19 protein-coding genes are annotated in these 21,595 nt (G+C 72.9%); 6 read left to right on the top strand and 13 right to left on the bottom strand.

The annotated features are described in order from the left end of the window. Nucleotides 1–50 precede the first annotated feature (50 nt). The 3 genes from IT293_11925 (at nucleotide 51) to IT293_11915 (ending at nucleotide 4,091) form a co-directional block, all read left to right on the top strand. A complete protein-coding gene (locus IT293_11925) occupies nucleotides 51–1,856 on the top strand; it encodes a 2-oxoacid:acceptor oxidoreductase subunit alpha (GenBank protein ID MCC6765359.1) in 1,806 nt (601 codons plus the stop codon). Further along, a complete protein-coding gene (locus tag IT293_11920; protein ID MCC6765358.1) occupies nucleotides 1,853–2,923 on the top strand; it encodes a 2-oxoacid:ferredoxin oxidoreductase subunit beta in 1,071 nt (356 codons plus the stop codon). The genes IT293_11925 and IT293_11920 overlap by 4 nt, the downstream gene beginning before the upstream one ends. A 100-nt stretch (nucleotides 2,924–3,023) precedes the next feature. After that, nucleotides 3,024–4,091 carry a hypothetical protein gene (locus tag IT293_11915; protein ID MCC6765357.1) on the top strand — a complete coding sequence of 356 codons (1,068 nt, stop codon included), beginning with the start codon at nucleotides 3,024–3,026 and terminating at the stop codon, nucleotides 4,089–4,091. A gap of 15 nt (nucleotides 4,092–4,106) precedes the next feature. Here IT293_11915 and IT293_11910 read toward each other — a convergent pair whose 3' ends face one another. Beyond that, nucleotides 4,107–5,558 (bottom strand): aldehyde dehydrogenase, encoded by a 1,452-nt coding sequence (locus tag IT293_11910; protein ID MCC6765356.1) that lies wholly within the window; start codon nucleotides 5,556–5,558, stop codon nucleotides 4,107–4,109. 229 nt (nucleotides 5,559–5,787) lie between these two features. Between IT293_11910 and IT293_11905 the strand changes: the two genes are divergently transcribed. Further along, complete coding sequence (locus IT293_11905; GenBank protein ID MCC6765355.1) at nucleotides 5,788–6,801, top strand: hypothetical protein; 1,014 nt, start codon at nucleotides 5,788–5,790, stop codon at nucleotides 6,799–6,801. Between the two features lie 48 nt (nucleotides 6,802–6,849). Here IT293_11905 and IT293_11900 read toward each other — a convergent pair whose 3' ends face one another. The 12 genes from IT293_11900 to IT293_11845 all read right to left on the bottom strand — a co-directional run bounded on the left by IT293_11900 (nucleotide 6,850) and on the right by IT293_11845 (nucleotide 18,717). Then, nucleotides 6,850–8,154 carry a hypothetical protein gene (locus tag IT293_11900; protein MCC6765354.1) on the bottom strand — a complete coding sequence of 435 codons (1,305 nt, stop codon included), beginning with the start codon at nucleotides 8,152–8,154 and terminating at the stop codon, nucleotides 6,850–6,852. After that, nucleotides 8,151–8,420: an acyl carrier protein gene (locus IT293_11895; protein MCC6765353.1), complete on the bottom strand. Its 270-nt coding sequence runs from the start codon at nucleotides 8,418–8,420 to the stop codon at nucleotides 8,151–8,153. Before IT293_11895 ends, IT293_11900 begins: the two co-directional genes overlap by 4 nt. Then, entirely contained in the window at nucleotides 8,417–9,697 is a 1,281-nt protein-coding gene (locus IT293_11890) for a tryptophan 7-halogenase (protein ID MCC6765352.1), read from the bottom strand. Before IT293_11890 ends, IT293_11895 begins: the two co-directional genes overlap by 4 nt. Before the next feature lie 59 nt (nucleotides 9,698–9,756). After that, nucleotides 9,757–11,643: a trypsin-like serine protease gene (locus tag IT293_11885; GenBank protein ID MCC6765351.1), complete on the bottom strand. Its 1,887-nt coding sequence runs from the start codon at nucleotides 11,641–11,643 to the stop codon at nucleotides 9,757–9,759. Nucleotides 11,644–11,758: 115 nt separating this feature from the next. Continuing rightward, nucleotides 11,759–12,493: a hypothetical protein gene (locus tag IT293_11880; GenBank protein ID MCC6765350.1), complete on the bottom strand. Its 735-nt coding sequence runs from the start codon at nucleotides 12,491–12,493 to the stop codon at nucleotides 11,759–11,761. A 5-nt stretch (nucleotides 12,494–12,498) separates the two neighbouring features. Then, on the bottom strand, nucleotides 12,499–12,951 hold the full coding sequence (locus IT293_11875) for a hydroxymyristoyl-ACP dehydratase (protein ID MCC6765349.1): 453 nt from the start codon (nucleotides 12,949–12,951) through the stop codon (nucleotides 12,499–12,501). A gap of 4 nt (nucleotides 12,952–12,955) precedes the next feature. Beyond that, entirely contained in the window at nucleotides 12,956–13,603 is a 648-nt protein-coding gene (locus tag IT293_11870) for an outer membrane lipoprotein carrier protein LolA (GenBank protein MCC6765348.1), read from the bottom strand. Further along, the gene (locus IT293_11865; protein ID MCC6765347.1) at nucleotides 13,600–14,889 is read right to left on the bottom strand and encodes a hypothetical protein; all 1,290 of its coding nucleotides are present in this window, start codon (nucleotides 14,887–14,889) and stop codon (nucleotides 13,600–13,602) included. The genes IT293_11870 and IT293_11865 overlap by 4 nt, the downstream gene beginning before the upstream one ends. Beyond that, nucleotides 14,882–16,114, bottom strand: coding sequence for a beta-ketoacyl-[acyl-carrier-protein] synthase family protein (locus tag IT293_11860; GenBank protein ID MCC6765346.1), 1,233 nt, complete (start codon nucleotides 16,112–16,114; stop codon nucleotides 14,882–14,884). Before IT293_11860 ends, IT293_11865 begins: the two co-directional genes overlap by 8 nt. Continuing rightward, nucleotides 16,104–16,373 carry an acyl carrier protein gene (locus tag IT293_11855; GenBank protein MCC6765345.1) on the bottom strand — a complete coding sequence of 90 codons (270 nt, stop codon included), beginning with the start codon at nucleotides 16,371–16,373 and terminating at the stop codon, nucleotides 16,104–16,106. Before IT293_11855 ends, IT293_11860 begins: the two co-directional genes overlap by 11 nt. 2 nt (nucleotides 16,374–16,375) lie before the next feature. Then, a complete protein-coding gene (locus IT293_11850) occupies nucleotides 16,376–17,179 on the bottom strand; it encodes an SDR family oxidoreductase (GenBank protein ID MCC6765344.1) in 804 nt (267 codons plus the stop codon). A gap of 80 nt (nucleotides 17,180–17,259) precedes the next feature. Next, on the bottom strand, nucleotides 17,260–18,717 hold the full coding sequence (locus IT293_11845; protein ID MCC6765343.1) for an acyl--CoA ligase: 1,458 nt from the start codon (nucleotides 18,715–18,717) through the stop codon (nucleotides 17,260–17,262). 139 nt (nucleotides 18,718–18,856) lie between these two features. On the opposite strand from IT293_11845, the gene IT293_11840 reads away from it, so the two are divergent. Continuing rightward, the gene (locus IT293_11840) at nucleotides 18,857–19,624 is read left to right on the top strand and encodes a hypothetical protein (protein MCC6765342.1); all 768 of its coding nucleotides are present in this window, start codon (nucleotides 18,857–18,859) and stop codon (nucleotides 19,622–19,624) included. A gap of 58 nt (nucleotides 19,625–19,682) precedes the next feature. Then, the gene (locus IT293_11835) at nucleotides 19,683–21,569 is read left to right on the top strand and encodes a tetratricopeptide repeat protein (GenBank protein ID MCC6765341.1); all 1,887 of its coding nucleotides are present in this window, start codon (nucleotides 19,683–19,685) and stop codon (nucleotides 21,567–21,569) included. Nucleotides 21,570–21,595: the final 26 nt, after the last annotated feature.

Raw genomic sequence — 21,595 nt, 5'->3', positions numbered from 1 at the left:
ATCGGAGCATCGAGCGCGAAGCGCTCGAGCGCACGGGGCCGAAACAGGAAATGGTCAACCGCTTCGCGTTCAAGCTCGCGAACGTGAACGGCACGGGGTCGGCGTCGGCCAACAGCCTCCTGATGCAGGCCATCTTCCGGATGGGCATCCCGGTCTCGGGGAAGAACCTCTTTCCGTCGAACATCCAGGGCCTCCCCACCTGGTACGAGATCCGCGTCGACAGGGACGGCCACACCGCGCGCACCGCGCGCTTCGACCTGATGGTCGCGATGAACGCGGAGACCTACGAGGCCGACATCGACGAGGTGCGCCCGGGCGGCTGGGTGCTCTTCGATTCGTCCTGGCCGTTGAAGCCGTCGTTCCTCCGCACCGATGTCACCTTCCTCGGTGTGCCGTACGCGAACATCTGCATCGAGAACTTCGGCGCGGCGCGCGAGCGTACGCTCATGAAGAACATCGTCTACGCCGGGACGCTCGCGGCGCTCCTCGACATCGACATGGACGTCGTCCAGGGCATGCTGGCGGAGAAGTTCGGAGCGAAGCCGAAGCTGATGGCGTCGAACGCGAAAGCGATCCGGCTCGGCTACGACTACGCCAAGGAGCACTTCGCGTGCCCGCTGCCGATCCGCCTCGAGGCCATGGACACGACGGCCGACACGATCCTCATCAACGGCAACACGGCGATCGCGCTCGGCGCGCTCTACGCGGGCGCGACCGTCGCCGCCTGGTATCCGATCACGCCGTCGACGAGCGTCCTCGACGCGTTCAAGGAGCTCTGCGAGGAGTATCGCGTCGACCCCGAGACCAACGAGCGGCGGTACTGCATCCTCCAGGCCGAGGACGAGCTCGCGGCGATCGGCATGGTGATCGGCGCCGGGTGGAACGGCGCGCGCGCCTTCACCGCGACCTCGGGGCCGGGCATCTCGCTCATGAGCGAGCTCGTCGGGCTCGCGTACTACGCGGAGATTCCGGCCGTCATCGTCGACGTGCAGCGCGTCGGCCCGTCGACCGGGATGCCGACCCGCACGCAGCAGGGCGACATTCTCCTGTGCGCCTACGCGTCGCACGGCGACACCAAGCACCTCCTGCTCTTCCCGGGGAATCCGGAGGAGTGCTTCCACTTCACGGCCCGCGCCTTCGACCTCGCGGAGCGCTTCCAGGCCCCGGTGTTCGTCCTCTCGGACCTCGACATCGGCATGAACGACTGGGTCGTGCCGCGCCTCACCTGGGACGATTCCTATCGCCCCGACCGCGGCCGCGTGCTCTCCCGCGAGGATCTCGAGGCCCTCCCGAAGTACCATCGCTACTCGCCGGAGGACTGGCAGGGCGTGGCGGCGCGCACGCTCCCGGGCACGAGCTCCAAGGGCGCCTTCTTCACGCGCGGCTCCGGGCACAACAAGCACGGCGGCTACACGGAGGATCCCGACGAGTATCGGGAGGTGATGGACCGGCTCGCGCGCAAGCACTGGACGGCGCGGAACTTCGTGCCGCCCGCGCTCATCGAGACGCGGCCCAACGCGAGCTTCGGCATCGTCACGGTGGGGAGCTGCGACCTCGCGGTCCGCGAGGCGCTCGCCGAGCTGGCGGAGAACGGGCTCATGGGCGACTACCTCAGGGTGCGCGGCTTCCCGTTCGGTCCGGAGGTCGAGTCGTTCCTTCGCCGACACGACCGCATGTTCGTCGTCGAGCAGAATCGCGACGCCCAGCTGCGCTCGCTCCTCACGCTCGAGACCGGCGTCGCGAAGGCGCAGCTCTTCTCGGTGCGCGCCTACGGCGGGTTGCCGCTCCAGGCCGATCAAGTGGTGCGCGAGGTCGTCCACCAGATCCGCGAGACCGAGAAGGAGCGGCCGGCATGAGCTACATCAAGAAGCCTTCGGCGCGGAACCCGTCGCTGAAGCCGAACGCGCTCGGCCTCACCGTGCGCGACTACGAGGGCGTGATGTCGACGCTCTGCGCCGGCTGCGGCCACGACTCGATCACCGCCGCCATCACGCGCGCCTTCTATGAGCTCGACGTGCCCCCGCACATGGTCGCGAAGCTCTCGGGCATCGGCTGCTCGTCGAAGACGCCGACCTACTTCCTCTCGGGGGCGCACGGCTTCAACTCGGCGCACGGCCGCATGCCGGCGATCCTCACGGGCGCCTCGGCCGCGAACCGCGACCTCACGTACATCGGCGTGAGCGGCGACGGCGACTCGCTCTCGATCGGTCTCGGCCAGATGGCGCACGCCATCCGGCGGAACGTCGACGCGCTCTACGTGCTCGAGAACAACGGCGTCTACGGGCTCACCAAGGGCCAGTTCTCGGCGTCGGCCGATCCCGGCTCGAAGTCCAAGTACGGCGAGACGAATCCCCAGCAGGCGATGGACCCGGTGCTGCTCGCCTTGAGCCTCGGCGCGACGTTCGTCGCGCGGAGCTTCTCGGGCGACAAGTCGCAACTGGTGCCGATCCTGAAAGCCGCGCTCGCGCACCGCGGGTTCGCGCTCGTGGACGTGATCTCCCCGTGCGTCACCTTCAACGATCACGAAGGCTCGACGAAGAGCTACCGCTACACCCGGCAGCACGACCAGGAGGTCGTCGAGGCGGACTGGATCCCGCCGGACTTCGTGCCGCCGGCCGGCGAGATCACGGCCGACTACGCCGCCGGCACGAGCGCCGACGTGACGCTGCATGACGGCAGCGTCGTACGCTTCACGAAGATCCCCGAGGGGTACGATCCCGGTGATCGCGACGCGGTCGTGTCGTACGTGCGCCGGAAGAGGACCGCCGGGGTCGTCCCGACGGGACTCCTCTTCCTCGATCCCGGCGGCAGCGAGATGCACGCCGCCAACCGCACGGTCGCGACTCCGCTCGCGCAACTGCCCTACGAGTCGCTCTGCCCCGGCGCCGCCGCGCTCGACGCGCTCCAGCGGTCGTATCGCTGAGCCCGGGTCGCGCGGCGGTTTGCAAAACGGCGCGCGCGGGTTCAGGAACGGATCGGGGCGCGCGGCGCCGCGCCAGGACTCAAGACGAGGGGAGGGTACGATGGGCAAGCGAATGATGCTCGGGTGCGGAGCGGTGGCGGCGGTGGTCGCGGCGATGGCGGGTCCGGCGCACGCGCAGGAGCTCGGCGGTACGGTGAATACGCTCGAGCCCGCGGTCGCGTTGATCATGCCGTTCGACGTCTCGGCGGACCGGCAGAGCTTCCAGCTGGCGAGCCGGGTGGGCGGCTCGGATGCCGGTACGCTCGCGACGCATTGGTCGTTCTGGTCCGAGAGCTGCGACCACCTGGCGGACGTGTTCATCTGCTTGACGCTGCGGGACACGGTGGTGGTCGATCCGACGGCGGTTCAGGGTCAGATCCAGGTGGGCCAGGGCAACGAGAACACGGGCCCGAAGATCAACCTCACGGGCGAGAAGGGCTTCGTGACCGTTACGGCGTTCGACGCCGACCCGCGGAGCCAGACGTGCGAGCCCGCCGACCCGGAGACCCCGTCCGCCACGCCGAGCCTGATCGGCAGCTGGGTCGTCTCCAACACGCAGACCAACGCCACGTTCGGAAACGTCGCGATCGGCATCGTCGACGGACAGACGCTGCCGGCCGGCGCGGATTTCTTCCCGACCGGTCCGGTCGCGGCCGGGATGTTCCTCCAGACCTACGACCCGCTCGACCTCACCGACTCCGAGGTGTTCTTCATCGGCGTCGCGTTCCCCGCGGGCAACGCGCAGTTCGCCGAGTCCGAGATCGGACCGATCCCGTCGGCGCTCGTGAACGGCTCCGCCGTCTGCTGCAACGCCCAGTACTACGACAACACCGAGTCGTTCGTGTCGCTCCCCGACGTCTGCCTGACGTGCTCGATGAGCGCCAAGGTCTCCGACAACGAGCCGCTCGTCGACATCGACCTGCCCGTGATCATCCCGCGCTCGGTCATCGCCGATACGTCGGGCTTCGTCCGCCTGAGCAACTGCCGGGTGGGAAGCGACGAGGGCGACGTGCCGATCGGCGACACCACGATCAACGGCGTCGACCTGGCGACGTTCGTCTTCGGCTACCACGGCATGGCCGTCGGCCCGTACGGAACGTCGACGATGGGCAAGTACACCGCGGAGTAGGCGCCCGGCGCGCGGTCAGGAGACCTCGATCCCAGGCGCCAGGCAGATCGTCTTGGGCTCGAGGTAGGCGCGCAGGCCTTCGGGACCGAGCTCGCGGCCGAGCCCCGAGCTCTTGAAGCCGCCGAACGGACTCGTCATCGCCATCATGAAGAAGTTCACGTTGTGGGTGCCGGTCCGGACGCGGCGCGCGATGTCGATGCCGCGCTTCGGGTCGTTCGTCCAGACCGAGCCCGAGAGGCCGTACTCGGAGTCGTTGGCGATGCGGATGGCGTCCGCCTCGTCGTCGTAGGGGATGGCGCAGAGGACCGGTCCGAAGATCTCCTCGCGCGCTACCGTCATGTGGTTGCCGACGTCGGCGAAGAGGGTGGGCTCGACGAAGTAGCCGCGGTCGAGCCCCTTCGGACGGCCGCCGCCGACGACGCAGCGCGCGCCCTCCTGCTTGCCCTTGGCGACGTAGCCGAGCACGCGGTCGCGTTGTCGCTCGGCCACGAGCGGGCCGATCTCGGTCGTCGGGTCGTTCGGGTCGCCGACCTTCAAGCCGCCGACGACGGCGGCGAGCGCGTCGACGCCCTCCTGGTAGCGGGCGCGGGGCAGCAGGATGCGGGTCTGCGCGACGCAGGCCTGGCCGTTGTTCATCGTGCCGGCGCCGACGACCATGGGAAGCACGGTGTCGAAATCGGCGTCGTCGCAGACGATCGCCGCCGACTTGCCGCCGAGCTCGAGCGTCACGCGTTTCAGGCGCTCGCCGCAGAGCGCGGCGATGCGTCGACCCGCCGCGGTGCTGCCCGTGAAGGCGACCTTGTCGATGCCCGGGTGGGTGACGAGGTGCTCGCCGAGTTCTCGGCCGCCGGCGACGATGCTGACCACCCCCTTCGGCACGCCGGCCTCGTCGAGCGCGTCGGCGAGAATGTAGGCGTCGAGCGGTGTCTCGGGCGCCGGCTTCACGACGATCGAGCAGCCCGCCGTGAGCGCGGGGGCGAGCTTCAGCATGATCGTGAAGAGCGGCACGTTCCACGGCACGATCGCCGCCGCGACGCCGACGGGCTCCTGGCGGACGAGCGCGGAGCCGGCCATCGAGGGCCGCGTCTCCTCGAACGGGAAGGTGCGGGCGAGCTCGGCGTAGAACTGGAGCACCATGGTCGTCGCGAACGCCTGGCCGGCATGGGCGAAGCTGACCGGGCAGCCCATCTCGAGCGTCACCGTCGACGCGATGTCGGCGGACCGCATCTGGAGACCCATCAGGAGCCGGTCGAGGACGTCGGCGCGCTCGGCGGGCGCCATCCGGGCCCACGGCCCCCGTTCGAAGGCTTCGCGCGCCGCCGCGACGGCGCGGTCGACGTCGGCCTCGGCGGCCTCGGGTACGCGGCCGACGACCTCCTCCGTGAACGGCGAGCGCACCTCGATCGTGCGGCTCGACGACGGCTTCTCGTGGGTTCCTCCGATGTACAAGGTGTCGCGTTCGAACATGACGGCTGGCTCCTCGCGGGTCTGGGGTGAACGGATGGAGCGCCTGACAAACTAGGACTCGCGGCGCTCGTCAACCCCTCGCCTCGGCGCCCGTGGGGGGCGGCGATCGGTTGCCGGCGCGCGTCGTTTTGCCTTGAGTCGTTTGGGCGCCGCGTGGCAGTATTTCCGCGTGCCGTAGCTCCTGCCGCAGTCCGACTGCCGTTCTACGAAGCCGTTCGAGGAGGAAGCCATGAGAAGCAATGCCCGAGTCGTCGTTGCCGGGGTGGCGCTGCTGTTCGCGCTCGTCCAGCCCGCCGCGGCCGACATCACGTCGGTCGCCCGTTGTCAGAAGAAGCTCGCCACTGCCGGCGCGGATTTCGCGAAGCGCGTCATCGTCGAGACGCTCAAGTGCACCGAAGAGGTCGCGGAGTGCCAGGTCCAGTGCGACGAGGGCGTCTTCGGCCCGTCCTGCGACGACGGCTCGCCTCCGTGCTGCGACTCGGACGACCGCGGGTCGAACGCGGCGTTCAACGACTGCATGACGGCAGCGGACGCGTTCTGTGCGGAGCGCGAGCAGAAGATCGCCGGCTACGAGACCACGAAGCAGAACAAGATCGTCGCGGCGTGCATCGACCTCTCACAGGACGAGCTCTGCGGCGCGCAGGGAAACGGCCTCAACTTCGCGCTCGTGAATGCCGGCTGCCTCGCGCTCGACGCGGGGTACACCTGCAACCTCCTGAACCTCATGAACTGTCTCGGCGGCCCGCTGCAGCGTCAGCTGATCGACCAGATCAGTGGCCTGCTGAGCCCGCGGGCGAGCGATGCGGCGCGCGTCGCGAACCTCCAATCGGCGTTTCCGGACCTGCCGGTGACGTACAAGCTCCGCGAGGATCTGCCCGCGGCCGGGAAGGTGGATCTCTGGTCCATCACCGGACAGGCCGGCGACAAGGTCATCGTGCGGGTGAAGACCCGCGACGACACTGGCAGCGGGCAGTCGACGCTCGAGCCGACCGTCATCCTTTTCGGCTCCGACCAGACGACGCCCGTCGCCGACACGCTCGTGAACTCGGTGCCGTGCTCGGTGCCGAACACCTGCGGGACGTCGTGCCCGCAGTTCCAGCGCACGCTGCCGTTCAGCGGCACGTTCTACGTGGCGGTGCGTGCGAACGGCGGAAACGGGTGCGGCGGCGGCAAGTACCGTTTCATCGTGACGACGCCGGGCGGCGCCGCGCCGACGCTCGTCGCGGACGACGTGACGCCGTAGCACGCCGCGGGTGGGCGCCGTCCGGAGCGGCGCCCACCCGCGGCCCCGTCAGCGGCGCGTCCACTCCATCGCGCGCGCCACGACGGCCGCGATCGTCTCCGCGTCCTCGCCGGTCACGACCTCGTCCGCGGCGCTGACGACGAGGCTCTCGGTCGCGCCGTGACGGGTGAAGAAGACGCCGGCGCCCGGACGCGCCGGGACGGCGGCGACGTGGTAGCCGCCGACGATCGCCGCACCGAACGCGCGGGTGACATCGGGGAGGAGTGCATCGGTGTCGGCGAAGTGGAAGGAGCAGACGTCGCCGCCGCGCGCCCAGGGCAGCTCGCGGAACATGCCGCGGAGCGGCCGCAGGCGGGCGAAGCTCATGCCGGCCGCCATCGCCTCGAGCTCGTCGCGGCGGACCGCCTCGGCGAGGCCGTCGCGGATCGCGCGCGCGCTCGCCGTGGGGTCGCCGCTCTCCGGCGGCGGGACGCGCGCGAAGTGGAAGGCCAGCTGGTTTCCGAGGATCGGTCCATGCTCGCCGCGCGCCCGCCGCTCTACGGAGACCGGCACGAGGAACGGGACGTCGACCGGGATGCCGCGGCGCCGGAAGAGCTCGGTCATCGCGGCCGCGACGACCGCGAGCCGCCATGGCATGCCGCGCCGGCTCCGGTCTTCACCGTCGGGACGCGCGGCGAAGCGGAATCGCCAGTGGCGGCGGCGCGTCCGCGCCGGAGCGCGCGCTGTCGGTACGCTCGCGAGCGCGCGCGGCGGGACCAGCGCGCACGCGCGGAGCGCGGCGGCGCCGCGGCTCGCGAGGGCACCGCGCTCGCGGAGCGTACGGGGGTCGCGCGGCGTCGTGAGAAGCGGCGGCGCCGACCAGGGCACGCGACCGGGCGCCGCGTCGAGGGCGGCGAGGAGGCGGACGAGGTGCTCGGCGCCGTGCGGGTCCATGAGCGCGTGGGCCCACGTGAGGACGAGCACGCCGCCCGTCGTGTCGGCGGCGACCGTGACGCGGAGCGGCGGCTCGCGGCGCGGGTCGATCGGCGTCGCGAGCTCGCGGTCGACGAGGGCCGCGAGGCCGGCGGTTCCGGCATTCGCCGTCGCGACCGGGATTGCCGTCGGGCCGCCGCGCGGTACGCGCCACCGGAGCTTTCCCCACGGGAACGGCCGGTGGAGGCGTCCGCCGAGCCACGGACAGACGGGAAGGAAGCGCGTGAGCGCCGCCGCGACGCGCGCGGTCGCTATCGGCGCGTCGAGCTCCAGCACGAGGACGGCGTTGCTGCTCGCGGCGCGGCCCGCCGCGAGCGTTTCCATCGCCAGCAGGACGACGTCGGGACCGAGCAGCTCGACCGCGCGCGGCGGCGCGCTCACGACGTTGCGCGCGTGCAGGCGTAGGTCGCGAGCGAGCGCGCCGACCGCACGATGTCGTCCGTGAGGTCCTCGTCGGACACCCAGACGCCGATCTCGCGCTCGAGGAACACCAGCACCTTGAGCAGCGCCATCGAGTCGACGCCGGCGTCCGCGAGCGCGTCGTCGGCGCCGATCGGATGGCTCGGCGCCATGATCTCGGTGTTGAGGAAGCGGACGATCGCGGCCGCGACGGCCTCGACGGACGGCGGCGGCGTCATCGCCTTCACCGAATGGCGAGCGCCTCGGGAGCCACGCCGCGCAGGCCGTGGCGACCGAGGAAGCGGAGGAGCCCGAGGCTGTAACGCGAGGTGATCGACGTGCCCGAAGCGAGGCCGGCGATGTTCGCCTCGATGTGGTTCTGCAGCGCCTGGGCGAAGCGTCCGCCGCGCTCGGTCATCATGTCGGAGCCGGCGCGGAAGAGCGCGAGCATCCGGCCGTCGTAGAGGTAGCCGACGAGCTCCATCCACGCGCCGAGGAGGTGTCCGAGCTCGCGCGTGTAGGGCGCGAGCGCTGTTGCGAGCGCGGCGGGATCGGCGCCGTCGCGGGAGCGCCGCCACGGCGCGAGACGCGCCGCCAGCATTTCGGCCGAGCGCAGCGCGACCATCACGCCCGGTGACAGCATCGGGTCGACGAAGCCGAACGCGTCACCGACGGCGGCCCACCCGGGCCCGACGCCGCGGGTCGAGATCAGCTGATAGTTGCCGTAGGTGGCGACTCCGGTCGTCCGCCGCGCGCCGGCGACGGTCGCCGCGAGCGCGTCGTGCGTGGCGATTGCGCCGGCGAGACGCTCCTCGGGCGTCGCGCCCAAGCGGGCGGCCGCGGCGCGGCTCAGGACGACGCCGAGCGAGAGCCGGTCGTTCAGCGGGATGCGCCAGCTCCAGCCCCCCTCGACGCGATCGATCAGCACCTGGCCGGGCTCCTCGCTCCAGTGCCAGCCGGTGAAGTGGGCGAAATAGGCGACGTCGTTTCGCGGACCCGTCGTGGCCGGGATCGCGAGGAGCCGCGCGGAGACGCGCGCGCGCCCCGTCGCGTCGACGACGAGATCCGGCGCCGGCCAGCCGGTCGCTGCGAGCGCGTCCGGCGCGAGCGCGAGCTCGGCGCCGTCGGCGCCTCCAGGGACGAGCCCGGCCCGCATGGTCAGGCGCCGCGCCCCGACCGCCTCGGCGCGCGCCAGCAGGAGCGCGTCGAACTCGCGGCGCGGCACGTTGTAGGCGTACGGCACCATCCACGAGCGATAGCGGGCGAAGCGGAAGGCGAAACGGTGACTCGGCGACCACGTGAGCGTCGCGCCCGGCTTGTGCATGCCGATCGCGGCGACGGCGTCCTCGACGCCGAGACGGCGAAGCGGCGGGATTCCCGCCGGGATCAACGACTCGCCGACGACGAGCTCGGGGCGGCGCTCGTCGTCGAAGAGGACGACGTCGTGGCCCTCGCGGGTGAGGAGCGTCGCGACCGCGGCGCCCGCGGGGCCGGCCCCGACGATCGCCACTCGCAAGCCGCGCATCCGAAGCGTCTACACAAGCGTCCGGATCGCGACAACCGCGGGCGCCCCCCGCCGGACCCCTACTGACTCTTCGCCCTGAACTTGGCGAGGTTGTTGGTGGTCGCGATCGTGTGGGTCGATGTCCAGCAGGCCGTGTCGTTCAGGAGCTGGACGGTCACGCTCGGCTGTTTCGCCAGCGGGAGGGTGGGCAGCGCAAGTGGGGCGCCCTTGCCGCGCACGTGCACGCTCGACCTGCCGGCGAGGCCTTCGGTCAGCGCGACGGATTGGATGCCGCCCGTCGAGAGGGTGGCGTTGTGGAAGCGGAAGCCGCGCGAGTACGCTTTCCAGAGCGGGCCGGCCGGGATCACCTTGGAGAGCCGGCGTTGCGGGACGCCGCCGACGGTGTCGTAGAGACAGAGCGCGTACGAGGTCGCGGTGAGCGGGTTGCCGAGGTCGCCGTGGCTCGTCGCCGAGCCCTTGCGCCACGTCCACGCGAAGCGGTCGCGCGAGTCCGGGCTGCGATTGTCGAGCGAGAGCAGCGCCGCGCCCGCCGGGACGACCTTGCACGTCGTCGCCGGGGACACGCCGGTGCAGACGCCGGCCTGGCAGGCATCGGGGCGGCTGCACGGGTCGCCGTCGTCGCACGGCGTGCCGTTCGCGAGCGGCGCTGCGCCGCACGCGCCGCTCTGGCAGGTGTCGGGACCGGTACAGTCGTTGCCGTCGCTGCATGGCGCGCCGTCGCCGGCGGCGGTGCCGCCGCACGCGCCCGCCAGGCAGACATCCGCGCTCGTGCACGGATTGCCGTCGTCGCACGGGGTGCCGTCGCTGCCGGGCAGCGAGCACGACGTGCCGAGCTGCGTCGCCGTCACCTGGTACGTGCCCGCGCCGGCGTAGCGGTGTACGAGCACGTACCACGGGCCCGGCACGGGCGAGGCGATCGTGCAGACGCCGTACTGGTTCGGTCCGGCGCGGGCGCAATCGAAGTCGCTCGTCGTCGGCGGGCTTCCGGCCTTCACGTAGAGGTCGAAGTCGCCGACGCCGTCGTCGACGGCGTTCATCGCCACGCTGAGCGTCGTGGTGCCGTTGCCGACCGTGAAGGCGTGCGTCGCGTCGGGGACGGCGCCGCTCACGGACCCGTCGAACGCGAGGGCGAGCGCTCCCGGCTCGCCGATCTGGGGGCCGCCGCCGCAACGTGTGTTCGCGAGGTCGGCGCCGCCCTCGGTCTGGATGAACGCGCGGTAGGTGAAGACGTTGGCGTCGTAGCTGTGATCCATCGGCTGACAGCTCGAGCTCGATCCTCCCGAGGTGATGCCGGCGACGCGCGCACCGCCGCCGAGATCGACGAAGAGCGGTCCGCCGGAGTCGGCGTTGCAGGTGTTCGAGTCCGTCCCCGGCGCGCCCTTCGGCTCGGTGAAGTCCCAGCAGACGGACGTGCTGTTCGACCCGGGCGCGGGGATGGTCGTGCACGAGGCGGTGACGACGCTGCCCGCGCGCTTGAGACCGTAGTCGTAGAGCGGGTCGCCGGCCCGGCCGTATCCGACGATCGTGCCCGGCGTACCGAACGGCGGCGCGGACGAGGTCTCGATCGCGGTCGGCGCGACGCCCTCGACGGGCGTGGCGAGCTTCACCACCGCGACGTCGGCGGCGGGGAAATCGTAACCGGGATGCTGCGCGATGCTCGCGACCGGGAAGATCCCCGCGTGCGGCAGGTAGACGAAGAGCTCGGACGGGGACCGGCCTTCGACGCAGTGCCCGGCCGTGAGGAACGTCGAGCAGCCGATGAGGGTGCCGGAGCACCAGGTGCCCGCGTCGTTCGGAGTCGAGCCGCGGAGCAGCGCGCCGACCGACGGATGGTCGGCGCTGAGCACGCCGTTCACGATGCGCGGGGTCGCGGGCGGCAGGCTCTCGGTGCCGCCGGCCGGTACGGCGAGGAGCAGGGCGGCGATCAGCGTGCCCGCAAACGACATGCGGGATCGCAGGAGCGGAGCGGCAGCCGGTGCGGGGGCCATGGAGGGGTCCAGCGTAGCGCGGCGGCGGACCTTGGCGAAAGGCGAAAAGGCGATTTTTTCCGGGTGGGCGACCTCACGTAGCGGACTCCTCAGGACGACGCACCTTGATGACGCGGATGACGAGCGCGGCGTCGCCGGCGTCTCCCGAGATCGTGATGCGTCCGGGGAGCGCGGACGGTCCGGTGCCCCCGTAGTCCTCGAGCACGGCCGTGAAGAGCGGGCGCCCGCCGGGTCCGAGGTAGGCCTCGCGCACCGGGCGGAGCGCCTCGTCGACCGTGGTCGTGACGGTGAGGCCGGCCGTGAGCGCGCAGCTCACCGCCGCGGGCCCGGCCGCGCGGCAGCGCCGGTGATCCATCTTCGGACGGAAGAGCAGCGCGAGCGCCACGATCATGCGCTCGTCCTCGGGCGTCGCGCCGGCGGCGAGCGCCGCGGGATCGATCGCGCCGCGGCGGGTCTCGCCCCGCATCGGCAGCGTGAGCGTGAACGTGTCGGCGTCGGTCGTGAGGTCGAGGACGGTCGGACCGAAGGGCGAAAGCACCTGCAAGCGCAGATGCTCGGGGTCGTCGATCGCGAGGTAGGCCGGAGCGGCGAGCCGCGCGGCGGGCGGTCCCGCGGTGGCGCGGACCGAGAGCGTGAGCCGTAGCCCCGCGAGCGCGCGCTCGCGAGCGGCGCCGGCGGCGACAATCGCGCCGGCGCCGTGCGCCGTCACGCGGGCCGGCCGGGTCACGAGGCGCGCGCATCCCGACACGGCGGCCGCCGCGACGAGGCACCCCGCCGCGAAGGCGAGCGCGCGCCGGCGCGGCGCCACGCGGATCACTCGGCCGCCGTGCTCGTTCCCCGCGGGAACGCGAGCGTGAGCGCGGCGGTCGCGCAGGTGCGCGCGCCGACGCTCGCACGCGCCTTGATGCGCGCCATGCCGGCGTAGCGGCGTACGACGGTGATCTCGACCTCGAGCGCGTCGCCGATCCCGGCGGTGCCGGCGATCGCGCAGTGGTCGATCGCGGCGAGCACGGCGCCGCGGGCGCGGAGTTCCGGCTCCTGGCAGCCGAGGACGATCCCGGCGCCCTGCGCCATCGCCTCCACGAGGAGCATCGGCGAGAGCTCGCCCGCGGGTCCGATCAGCGGATCCGCGGCCGTGACGTGCTTCACGAAACGCCCCGACGGGCCGTCGATCGCGACGATGCGATCGAGCAGGAGGAAGGGCGGTGTGTGCGGGAGGAAGGCGGCGGCCGAGTCGCCGGTGCTCGCGATGCGGGTGGTCGACATCGATTCAGGAGCCTTTCATCGCCGGGAGCGCGAAGCGCGCCGGGTCGAGCGCGGGATTCAGGACGACGTGTCCGAGGCGGATGGTGGTGCGGTCGCCGCCGCGTTCGCGCATGGCGATCGTCTCCGGCAGCGGGCCGTCGAAACGGAAGCGCAGCATGATCTCGCTGAACGGGCTCGCAGTGTCGGTCGCCGGTGTCAACACGACCGTGTCGGCGTCGCGCCACGTCTCGGTGAATCCGCGCGGCGCGCGCGTCCCGAGGAGCAGGTCCGTCAAGGTGCGCGCGAACGCGGCGAGCCCGGTGAACTCGGCCGGCACCGGCATGGCCTTTCCCGCGGCGTCCACGACCGTCATGGCGGCGCCGGCGGCGACGAGCGTCATGGGCTCGGGCTCCGTCAAGTCGAGGCGGAACGACGCCGGCGCGGCGAGCGCGAGCGTTCCCCGCGCGTGCAGCACCTCGTCGACGAGCGACACCTCCCGCTCCTGCACGAAATCCGCGGTCGCGCGCTCGACGGTCGGAAAACGCGCGGCGCGGGTGGCGAGGGTCGGCGCGGCGTCCTCGGCGGCCGTCCGCGCCGCGATGACGGCGAGCGTCGCGGTTGCGATCGCGAGGAGCGTGGCGGCGCGCCGCGTGCGCGGGACGGCCGGCGTCATGCGCGGCGAAAGAGCAGCGTGACGGCGCCGCCGCCGCGCGGCGTACCGGAGACGAGCGCCGCCGCGAAGCCGGCGCGCGGCGCCGGCGTGTGGCGGTCGGCGAAGCGGAGCGTCCCGACGCGGTCGGGCGCGCCGCGCGTGCGATCGGGCTCGGGTGCGTCGCGCGTGCAATCTGGATCGGGCGCGCCGAGCGCGCCCAGGCGCGGCACGTCGCCCGTCGCCAGCGCCAGGACCGCCGCGACCGCGGCGAGCGCTCCCGCGGAGCCCCATTCGCCGACGGCGCCCTTCACCGAGGTGACGAGCGCGCGCGCGGCCTCGGAGCCGAGGATCGCCGCGAGCCGCGCCGCCTCGGTCGCGTCGAGGCGCGCCGTCGAGTTCGCCGAGGAGACGGCGAGGAGCGCGCCGGCCTCGGGCGCCGGCGGGAAGCCGAGCGCCGCGAGGCCGCGGCGCGTCGCGGCGGCGTCGCCGACGGCGGCGGCCGTCGGCCAGTCGTGCGGGCTTGCCGGGATGCTCTCGGCGACGTGTCCCGCGAGCTCGGCGAGGACGCGCGCGCCGCGCGCCGCCGCGTGACGCCCGCGCTCGAGGACGAGGATGGCCGCGCCTTCGCCCATCACGAAGCCGTTCCGGCGTCGATCGAACGGGCTGCTCCATTCCTCGCCGCCGTCATCGGGGGAGAGGAGCCCCGCGTCGCGGTAGATCTCGCGCAGGATCGGCGCGAGCTCGTCGCCCCCGCCCGCGAGCAGGACGTCGGCCTGGCCGGTCACGATCGTGTCGTACGCGTGCGCGAGGGCGGCCTCGCCCGAGGCCTCGCCGCGTACGACGGTCAGATTCGGGCCGCGCAGGCCGAGATCGATTGCCGCGTAGCCGGCGGGCGCGTTCAACACGAGGTTCGGGAAGGTGAGCGGGTTCGCGAGCGCCGGGCCTTTCGTGAAGAGCCCGCGCAGGAAGTCCTCCGACTCGCTCAGGTCGCCGAACGCCGTCCCGACGACGACGCCCGCCTCCGCGGCGGCGCGGCCTTCGAGGCGGAGGGCGGCGTCCGCGAGGGCCATGTGACACGCGGAGACGATCATCCGTGAGCAGTGGTCCATGCGCCGCAGCACCGCCGGGCGCACGTGGTCGCGCGCGTTCCAGTCGCGCGCCCGCGCCTCGAGGCGCGGCGCGGGAGTGGCGGCGTCGGCGACGGGCGCGATGCCGGTCTCGCCGGCGCAGAGCCTGCGCCAGAACGCGGGTTGCGACCCGAGCGGACTCACCACGCCGACACCCGTCACGACGACCGTCTCAGGCACGGCCGAACACCACGGTCGTGTTGTTGCCGCCGAAGCCGTACGAGTTCGAGAGCGCGTAGCGCAGGGCGGCCGGACGGCTCGCACGCGGGACGAAATCGAGCCGGCAGGCGGGGTCGGGCTCGTCGAGGTTGACGGTCGGCGGCAGGAACCCGTCGCGGAGCGCGAGGACGCTCGTGAGCCCCTCGATCGCACCGGCGGCGCCGAGGGTGTGGCCGACCGCGGCCTTCGTGGAGCTCACCGCGACCCGGTCCGCGGCTTCGCCGAAGACGCGCGCGATCGCGGCGGCTTCGACGACGTCGTTCAGCGGCGTGCCGGTGCCGTGGGCGTTGATGTAGCCGACCTCCTCCGCGGCGATGCCGGCGCGCGCGAGGGCGCGCTCCATCGCGAGCGCCGCGCCCGTGCCTTCGGGGTGCGGCGCCGTCAGGTGGTGCGCGTCGGCGCTCATGCCGTAGCCGAGGATCGTCGCGTGCGCGCGCGCGTTCCGGCGCGCGGCGTGCGCCGCGCTCTCCACGACGAGGATCGCCGCGCCCTCGCCGAGGCTCAGACCCGCGCGTCGGCGGTCGAAGGGGCGGCAGGGCTCGAGCGACAGCGCCTTCAGCGCGTTGAAGCCGGCGAAGATCGTGCGACACATCGACTCGGTTCCGCCCGCGAGCACGACGTCGGCGCGTCCGAGCCGGATCCAGTCGCGCGCGACGCCGAGGGCGGTGCCGCTCGACGAGCACGCCGTGCTCAAGACGAGCCGTGGGCCGCCGAGGCCGAACACGTGCGCGAGCAGGTCGGCGCTCGTCGCGATCGGCGTTCCGACGAGGCGGCTCCGGCGGTAGCGCCGCGCGGTGCCGGCGATGCGCGCATGCAGCGAGGTCTCGGCGGCCATCATGCCGGCCGTCGTCGCGCCGAGCACGACGCCGACGCGCGCGGGCGCGCCGGCGACGTCGAGCCCGCTCTCGCGCAGCGCCTCGGCGGCGGCGACGAGCGCGAAGAGATCCGAGCGCGAGGCGCGCCGGCGGAGCGCCGGCGGCAGCCAATCGGGCGCCGCCAGGCCCTTCACCTCGGCGGCGATCCGGCTCCGGTAGCCGGAAGCGTCGAAACCCGTGACCGGTCCGATGGCGCAGGTGCCGGCGCGGAGCGCGGCGGCGAAGGCGTCGACCGAGGACGCGAGCGCGTTCACGGTGCCGAGGCCGGTGACGACTACGTCGCCGCCGCCCGCCGTGGGCTCACCCCGCACGGGCCTGCTCGGCGCTGATGTAGTCGGCGAGCGCCGAGATCGACGCGAAGGCGCTCTTCCCGACCTCCTCGTCGGGGATCGCGAGGCCGAAGTGCTCCTCGATCAGGACGACCAGCTCCAGGGCGTCGATCGAATCCAGCCCGAGGCCTTCGACGAAGATCGGTTGATCGTCGGCGATGCTCGCCGCGTCGGTGTCCTGCAGGCGAAGTCCCGAGACCAAGAGCTCCTTCAGTTTCCGCTTCAGCGTCTCGCGATCCATCGTCATGCGGTCACCAATCCTCCGTCGACGGCGAGCGTCGCTCCGGTGATGTACGCGGCGTGCGGCAGCGCGAGGAAGAGCGCGGCGTGCGCCACCTCCTCCGGACGTCCGGGGCGCCCCGCGGGGATGCGAGCCGCCATCGCGTCGCGCGCCTCCTTCGCCACCCCCGCCATCATCGCCGTGTCGACGACGCCCGGACAGAGCGCGTTCACCGTGATGCCGAAGCCGGCGACCTCGGCCGCGAGCGAGCGGGTGAGGGCGACGAGGCCGCCCTTCGACGCGGCGTAGTTGGCGGCCCCCGCCTTGCCCATGAGCCCGGCCGGCGACACGACGTTCACGACGCGGCCGAAGCCGCGCGCGATCATGCCGCGGAGCGCGGGGCGGAGGCAGAGGAACGCTCCCGTCAGGTTCGTCGCCAGCACGCCGTTCCACGCGTCGTCCGAGAGCATCATCAGGTGCCCGTCGTGCGTGATCGCGGCGTTGTTCACGAGGATGTCGAAAGCGCGGTCGCCGGTGCGGTCGCGGAAGAGGTCGGCGACGGCTCCGGGGCTGGCGACGTCGCATCGGAGCACCTCGTGGCGGCCACCGGCGCGCCCGAGATCCTTCCGGGCGTGCTCGGCGTCGCCGGCGGCGTGCGCCCAGGTGACGGTCACGTCGGCGCCGGCGGCCGCGAGGGCGAGCGCGATGGCCCGCCCGATGCCGCGGGTACCGCCGGTCACGAGCGCCCGTCGTCCCGCGAGCGCCGTCGGCGACGCGAACGGCTCGGTCGGAGCGAGCGGCGCGACGCGAGGAGATCGAACACCCACGCGGTCGGACTCAACAATGGCGAGGGGGCGGTGTCAAATCAGTCCGCCCACTGCGCGGCAGCGCACGAGCGTCGGGCACGTCACGCCTCGGCGAGGAGCCGGCCGATCAGCACCTTGCCGAGCGGCGAGCGCGGCAGGGCGTCCCGGAAGGTGACGACGCGAGGGACCTTGTGCGCGGCGAGGAGCTCGCGGCAATGCGCGCGGAGCTGGTCGGCGGTCGCCTCCGCCGCGAGCACGACGACGGCCGCGACCACCTGCTCGTCGTGGGCGGCGGCGAGACCGAAGACCGCGACGTCGGTGACCGCGGGGTGCGCGCGCAACGCCGCTTCCACCTCGGCGGGATCGACCTTGTTGCCCGCCGTGTTGATGAAGGCGCTCGTGCGCCCGCTGACGACGAGCCGCCCGGCGGCGTCGAGTCGGCCGAGGTCGCGGGTGCGAAGCGGCGTCTCCGGGCCGCCCGCCACGGCCGGGCTCCGGACGACGATCTCGCCGCTCGCGCTCCCGCCGAGCGGCCGTCCCCGCTCGTCCTCGATCGTGACGACGACGTTCCCGAGCGGCCGGCCGACGGTCGCCGGGTCGATCTCCGCGTCGCGAGCGAGATCGCAGGTCACGCTGCCTGCTTCGGTCAGTCCGTAGAGCTGGCGGATGCCGACGCCGAAGCGCTCGCGGAACGTGGTGAAGACGTCGCACGGCAGGGGCGCGCCGGCGCTCAGGCACAGGCGGAGCGCGGTGAGGTCGAAGCGGCGGCGGCGGTCGGTCGCCGCCAGCATGCGCAGCATGAAGGGCACGGCGGGAAAGACGGTGACGCGTTCGTGCGCCAGGAGTTCGAGAACCTGGCGGCGCAGGAAGCGCGGCCGCAGCACGAGGCTCGCGCCGGCTCGGAGCGCCGCGAGGAGCGCGTTTCCGAGGCCGTGTGCGTGCGACAGCGGGACGACGCCGAGCACCACGTCGTCGGCGCCGAGGCGCGTCGCCGCGTGGAAGTTCTCGGCTTCCCACCAGAGGTTCGCGTGCGTGCGCGCGACCCGGTGCGGACGGGCGAGCGTTCCGGACGTCGCGGCCACGAGCGCGGGATCCGTCGGCCGCGGCGGCGCGGCCCTCGGCGGTGGCGCCGGCGACGCGCTCGCGGCGGCGACCCGCATGCCCCGCGCGTCGATCGCGAGCCGGATCGGCGCCACGGCGCGCTCGTCGTTCGGACGGCCGACGAGGGCGTCGACCCGCGTTGCGCCGAAGAGCCGCCGGAGCTCGTCCGGGCGCGCGCTCGGCGGCACCGGAAACGCCGTCGCGCCGGCGGCGAGCACGCCGAGGAACGTCTCGACGAAGGCGACCGAGGTCGGGAGCGCGATGGCGACGCAGTCGCCCGCGCCGAGACCCGCCGCGCCCAGAACGTCGGCCGCGGCGGCGACCCGTTCCGCGAGGCCCGCGTAGTCGAGCGTCTCGCGCTCGTCGGCGACGGCGCGGCGCGACCCGCCGCGGGCGACCGCGGTGTCGAGCAGCGAGAGGACGGTCCCGGGGGGAGCGGTCGGTCGCGAGTTCGTCATCGACGCCGGGGGCGCGTCGTAGCACACGGCCGCGGGCTTGCCGAATGTCCGCCCCCGCGTTTGCCGTGCACTTCGGCGATTCCCGAGCCCGGCGACGGCGTGCTAGCGTTCGCCGCGTCCACGAGGGAGGATCGTTCGCATGCGGGACCGCGCGTTCGTGTCGGAGATCGCCGCCGACACCTATCGCATCACCACGTACCACGAGCCGTGGCGCAGTACGGTGAATCAGTACCTGGTCCTCGCCGAGGAGCCGCTGCTGATCTCGACCGGCCTGCGCGAGCGGTTCGAGGACACGTGGGCGGGGCTCGCCCAGCTGCTCGATCCGACGACGCTGCGCTACGTCGTCGTGCCCCACTACGAGGCCGACGAGTGCGGTGCGTTGAACGAACTCCTGCTGCGCGCGCCGAACGCGACACCGCTCGCGTCCATGCGGACGGTCGTGGCGTCGCTGGCGGACACGGCGGTGCGCTCGCCGCGCGGCGTCGGCGATGGCGAGGTGGTGGACATCGGCACGCACGGCCTCCGCATGCTGGAGACGCCCTACGTGCATGCGTGGGACGGCATCGTGGTCGTCGACGAGCGCACGCGGGTGGCGTTCACCGCCGATCTCTTCATCCAGCCCGGGCGGGGTGAGGCGCTCGCGCGCGACGACCGCTCGGCCCTGTCGGTCGAGCTCTACAAGGCGTTCTACGGGGCGCCGCCCGACGTCTACCTGCATCGCGCGCTCGACCGCATCGAGGCCGCGCACCCGACGGTGCTGGCGCCCGGGCACGGCGCGGCGCTCACCGGAAACCTCGCGCCCTACCAGCGCGCCTACCGCGCGCTCGCCGGCGAGCAGCGCGCCGCGCGTCCCGTCGACCCGGCGGCGCCAGCGTCGTCGTCGCTCCGCAGGTCGGCGGGCCCGTGACGCGGCGGCGATCGCGGCGCCTTCCTGCGTCGCGGTTGGTCGGCTAGATTCACCCGCCATGGTCGTGCAGCCGACGCCGTCGCGCGTGCGCTGGATCGCGCCGGCTTCGGTCGTGCTGCTCGCGGTCGCGTTCTCGGTGCACCGGCTCGAGGACTTCGACACGTGGTACCACCTCGCGGCCGGGCGCCTCATGCTCGCGACCGGGACGTGGCCGGCGACGAACACGTTCTCGCTGACGGCGCCCGAGTATCCCTGGATCGACCTGCATTGGATCTTCCAGCTGCTCCTCTACGCGGCATGGACGATCGGCGGCATCGACGGCACGATCGTGCTCGCCGCGACGCTGATGGGCGCCACGACGTTCGTGCTGTACGGCGTCACGCGGCGCTTCGTGCCGCCGGCGCTCGCGGCGTTCCTCCTGGCGCTCGCGCTCGTGATCTCGTCGCCGCGCTTCGTGCCGCGGCCGGAGGTGCTGTCGTTTCTGTATTTCGCCGTCTATCTCCGGCTGCTGGAGGACCGATCCCGCAGCGGGCGCGCCGTCTTCCTCCTCGTGCCGATCCAGATCTTGTGGGTGAACACGCAGGGAATCTTCGCGGTCGGGATCGCGCTGATCGGGTGCTACTGGCTCGGCGCGACGCTCGCCTTCCTGCCGCTGCCGCGCGGTTGGCGCGAGGAGAGCGCGCTCGACCCGGCGGCGTGGCGGCGACTCACCGCGGTCCTCGTGCTCGCGACGCTCGCGTGCTTCCTGAACCCGTGGGGGATCGAGGGCGCGCTCTTTCCCTTCCAGCTGCTCCCGCGCGTGACGGGGAGCTCGCTCTTCTCGGCCCGGATCGGCGAGTTCCGGCCGCCGCTGGCTTCCGGATACGCGCCGCCGCTCGTGTCCACGTGGGTCGCGTTGCTGGCACTCGCCGCCGCGTCCTTCGTCGTGAACCTGCGGCGCTGGCACCTCGGGCGCTTCCTCGCGACGGTCGCGTTCGGCTACCTGTCGACGCAGTCGCTCCGCAACATGGCGTTCTTCGGCTGGATAGCGGCGCCGGCGATCGCCGCGAACGTCGGCCCGTGGCTCGCGCGGCGTTCCGTTCCCTCCGCGGCGCGATCGGCGCTCGCGGCGGGCGGCATCGTCGCCATCATGCTGCTGATCGGCGCGGTCGCCACCAACCAGTACTCCCGCCTCATGGGCATCGAGCGCGAGTTCGGACTCGGGGTGTCGCGGGCGCGCTTTCCGAGCGCCGCCGTCGCCTTCATCGAGCAAACGAGGATCACGGGCCGCGCCTTCAACTGCCTCGCGATGGGCGGGTATCTCGCCTGGAGCCGGCCGAACGATCCGGTCTTCGTCGACGGCCGGCTCGAGGCCTTCCCGGAAGACGTCTTCCGGCGCTACTTCGCGGCCATGGAACGGCCGGACAGGTGGCCGCAGGACGTCGCGCCGTACGAGCCGGACTACGCGTTCCTCTATCACGGCTGGGCCAATCGGCTGCCGCTGGTGAGCTACCTCGCGCGCGGGCACGGGTGGACGATGGTCTACTACGACGAGATCGCGTCGGTGTTCGTGCCGAGCGACGACGCGCATCGCGAGACGCGGGAGCGGGCACTGGCCGCGTTCGCCGAGATCCGCCGGGCGCGGCTGGTCGCGCCCGATCCCGAGCCGCCGAGCGCCTGGCGGCGCGCGCTCTCCGTGCCGGTGGCCGAAACCTGGCGCCAACGCTCGTACGGCAACATGCTGCGCAGCCTCGGGCTCGCCGAGGAGGCCGCGCGCGCCTTCCGGCGCGCTCTCGCCCTCGACCCCGACGACACGGACGCCCGCACCAACCTCGGTTTCGTCTACTGGTCCTTGAACCAGCGCGACGCCGCCGTCGAGGCATGGCGCGAGGTGCTGCGGCGCGACCCTACCAACGAGCGCGTGGCGCAGGCCCTCGCGCGCGTGGCCGGCGCCGGCGCGCGCTGAGCATCCGCGCGCGGGAGGCGGCGGCC

Source organism: Deltaproteobacteria bacterium (genome assembly GCA_020848745.1).
Taxonomy (GTDB): Bacteria; Desulfobacterota; Binatia; order UTPRO1; family UTPRO1; genus UTPRO1.
The sequence above is the reverse complement of the archived record's forward strand: the minus strand, read 5'-3'. Positions and strand labels throughout refer to the sequence as shown.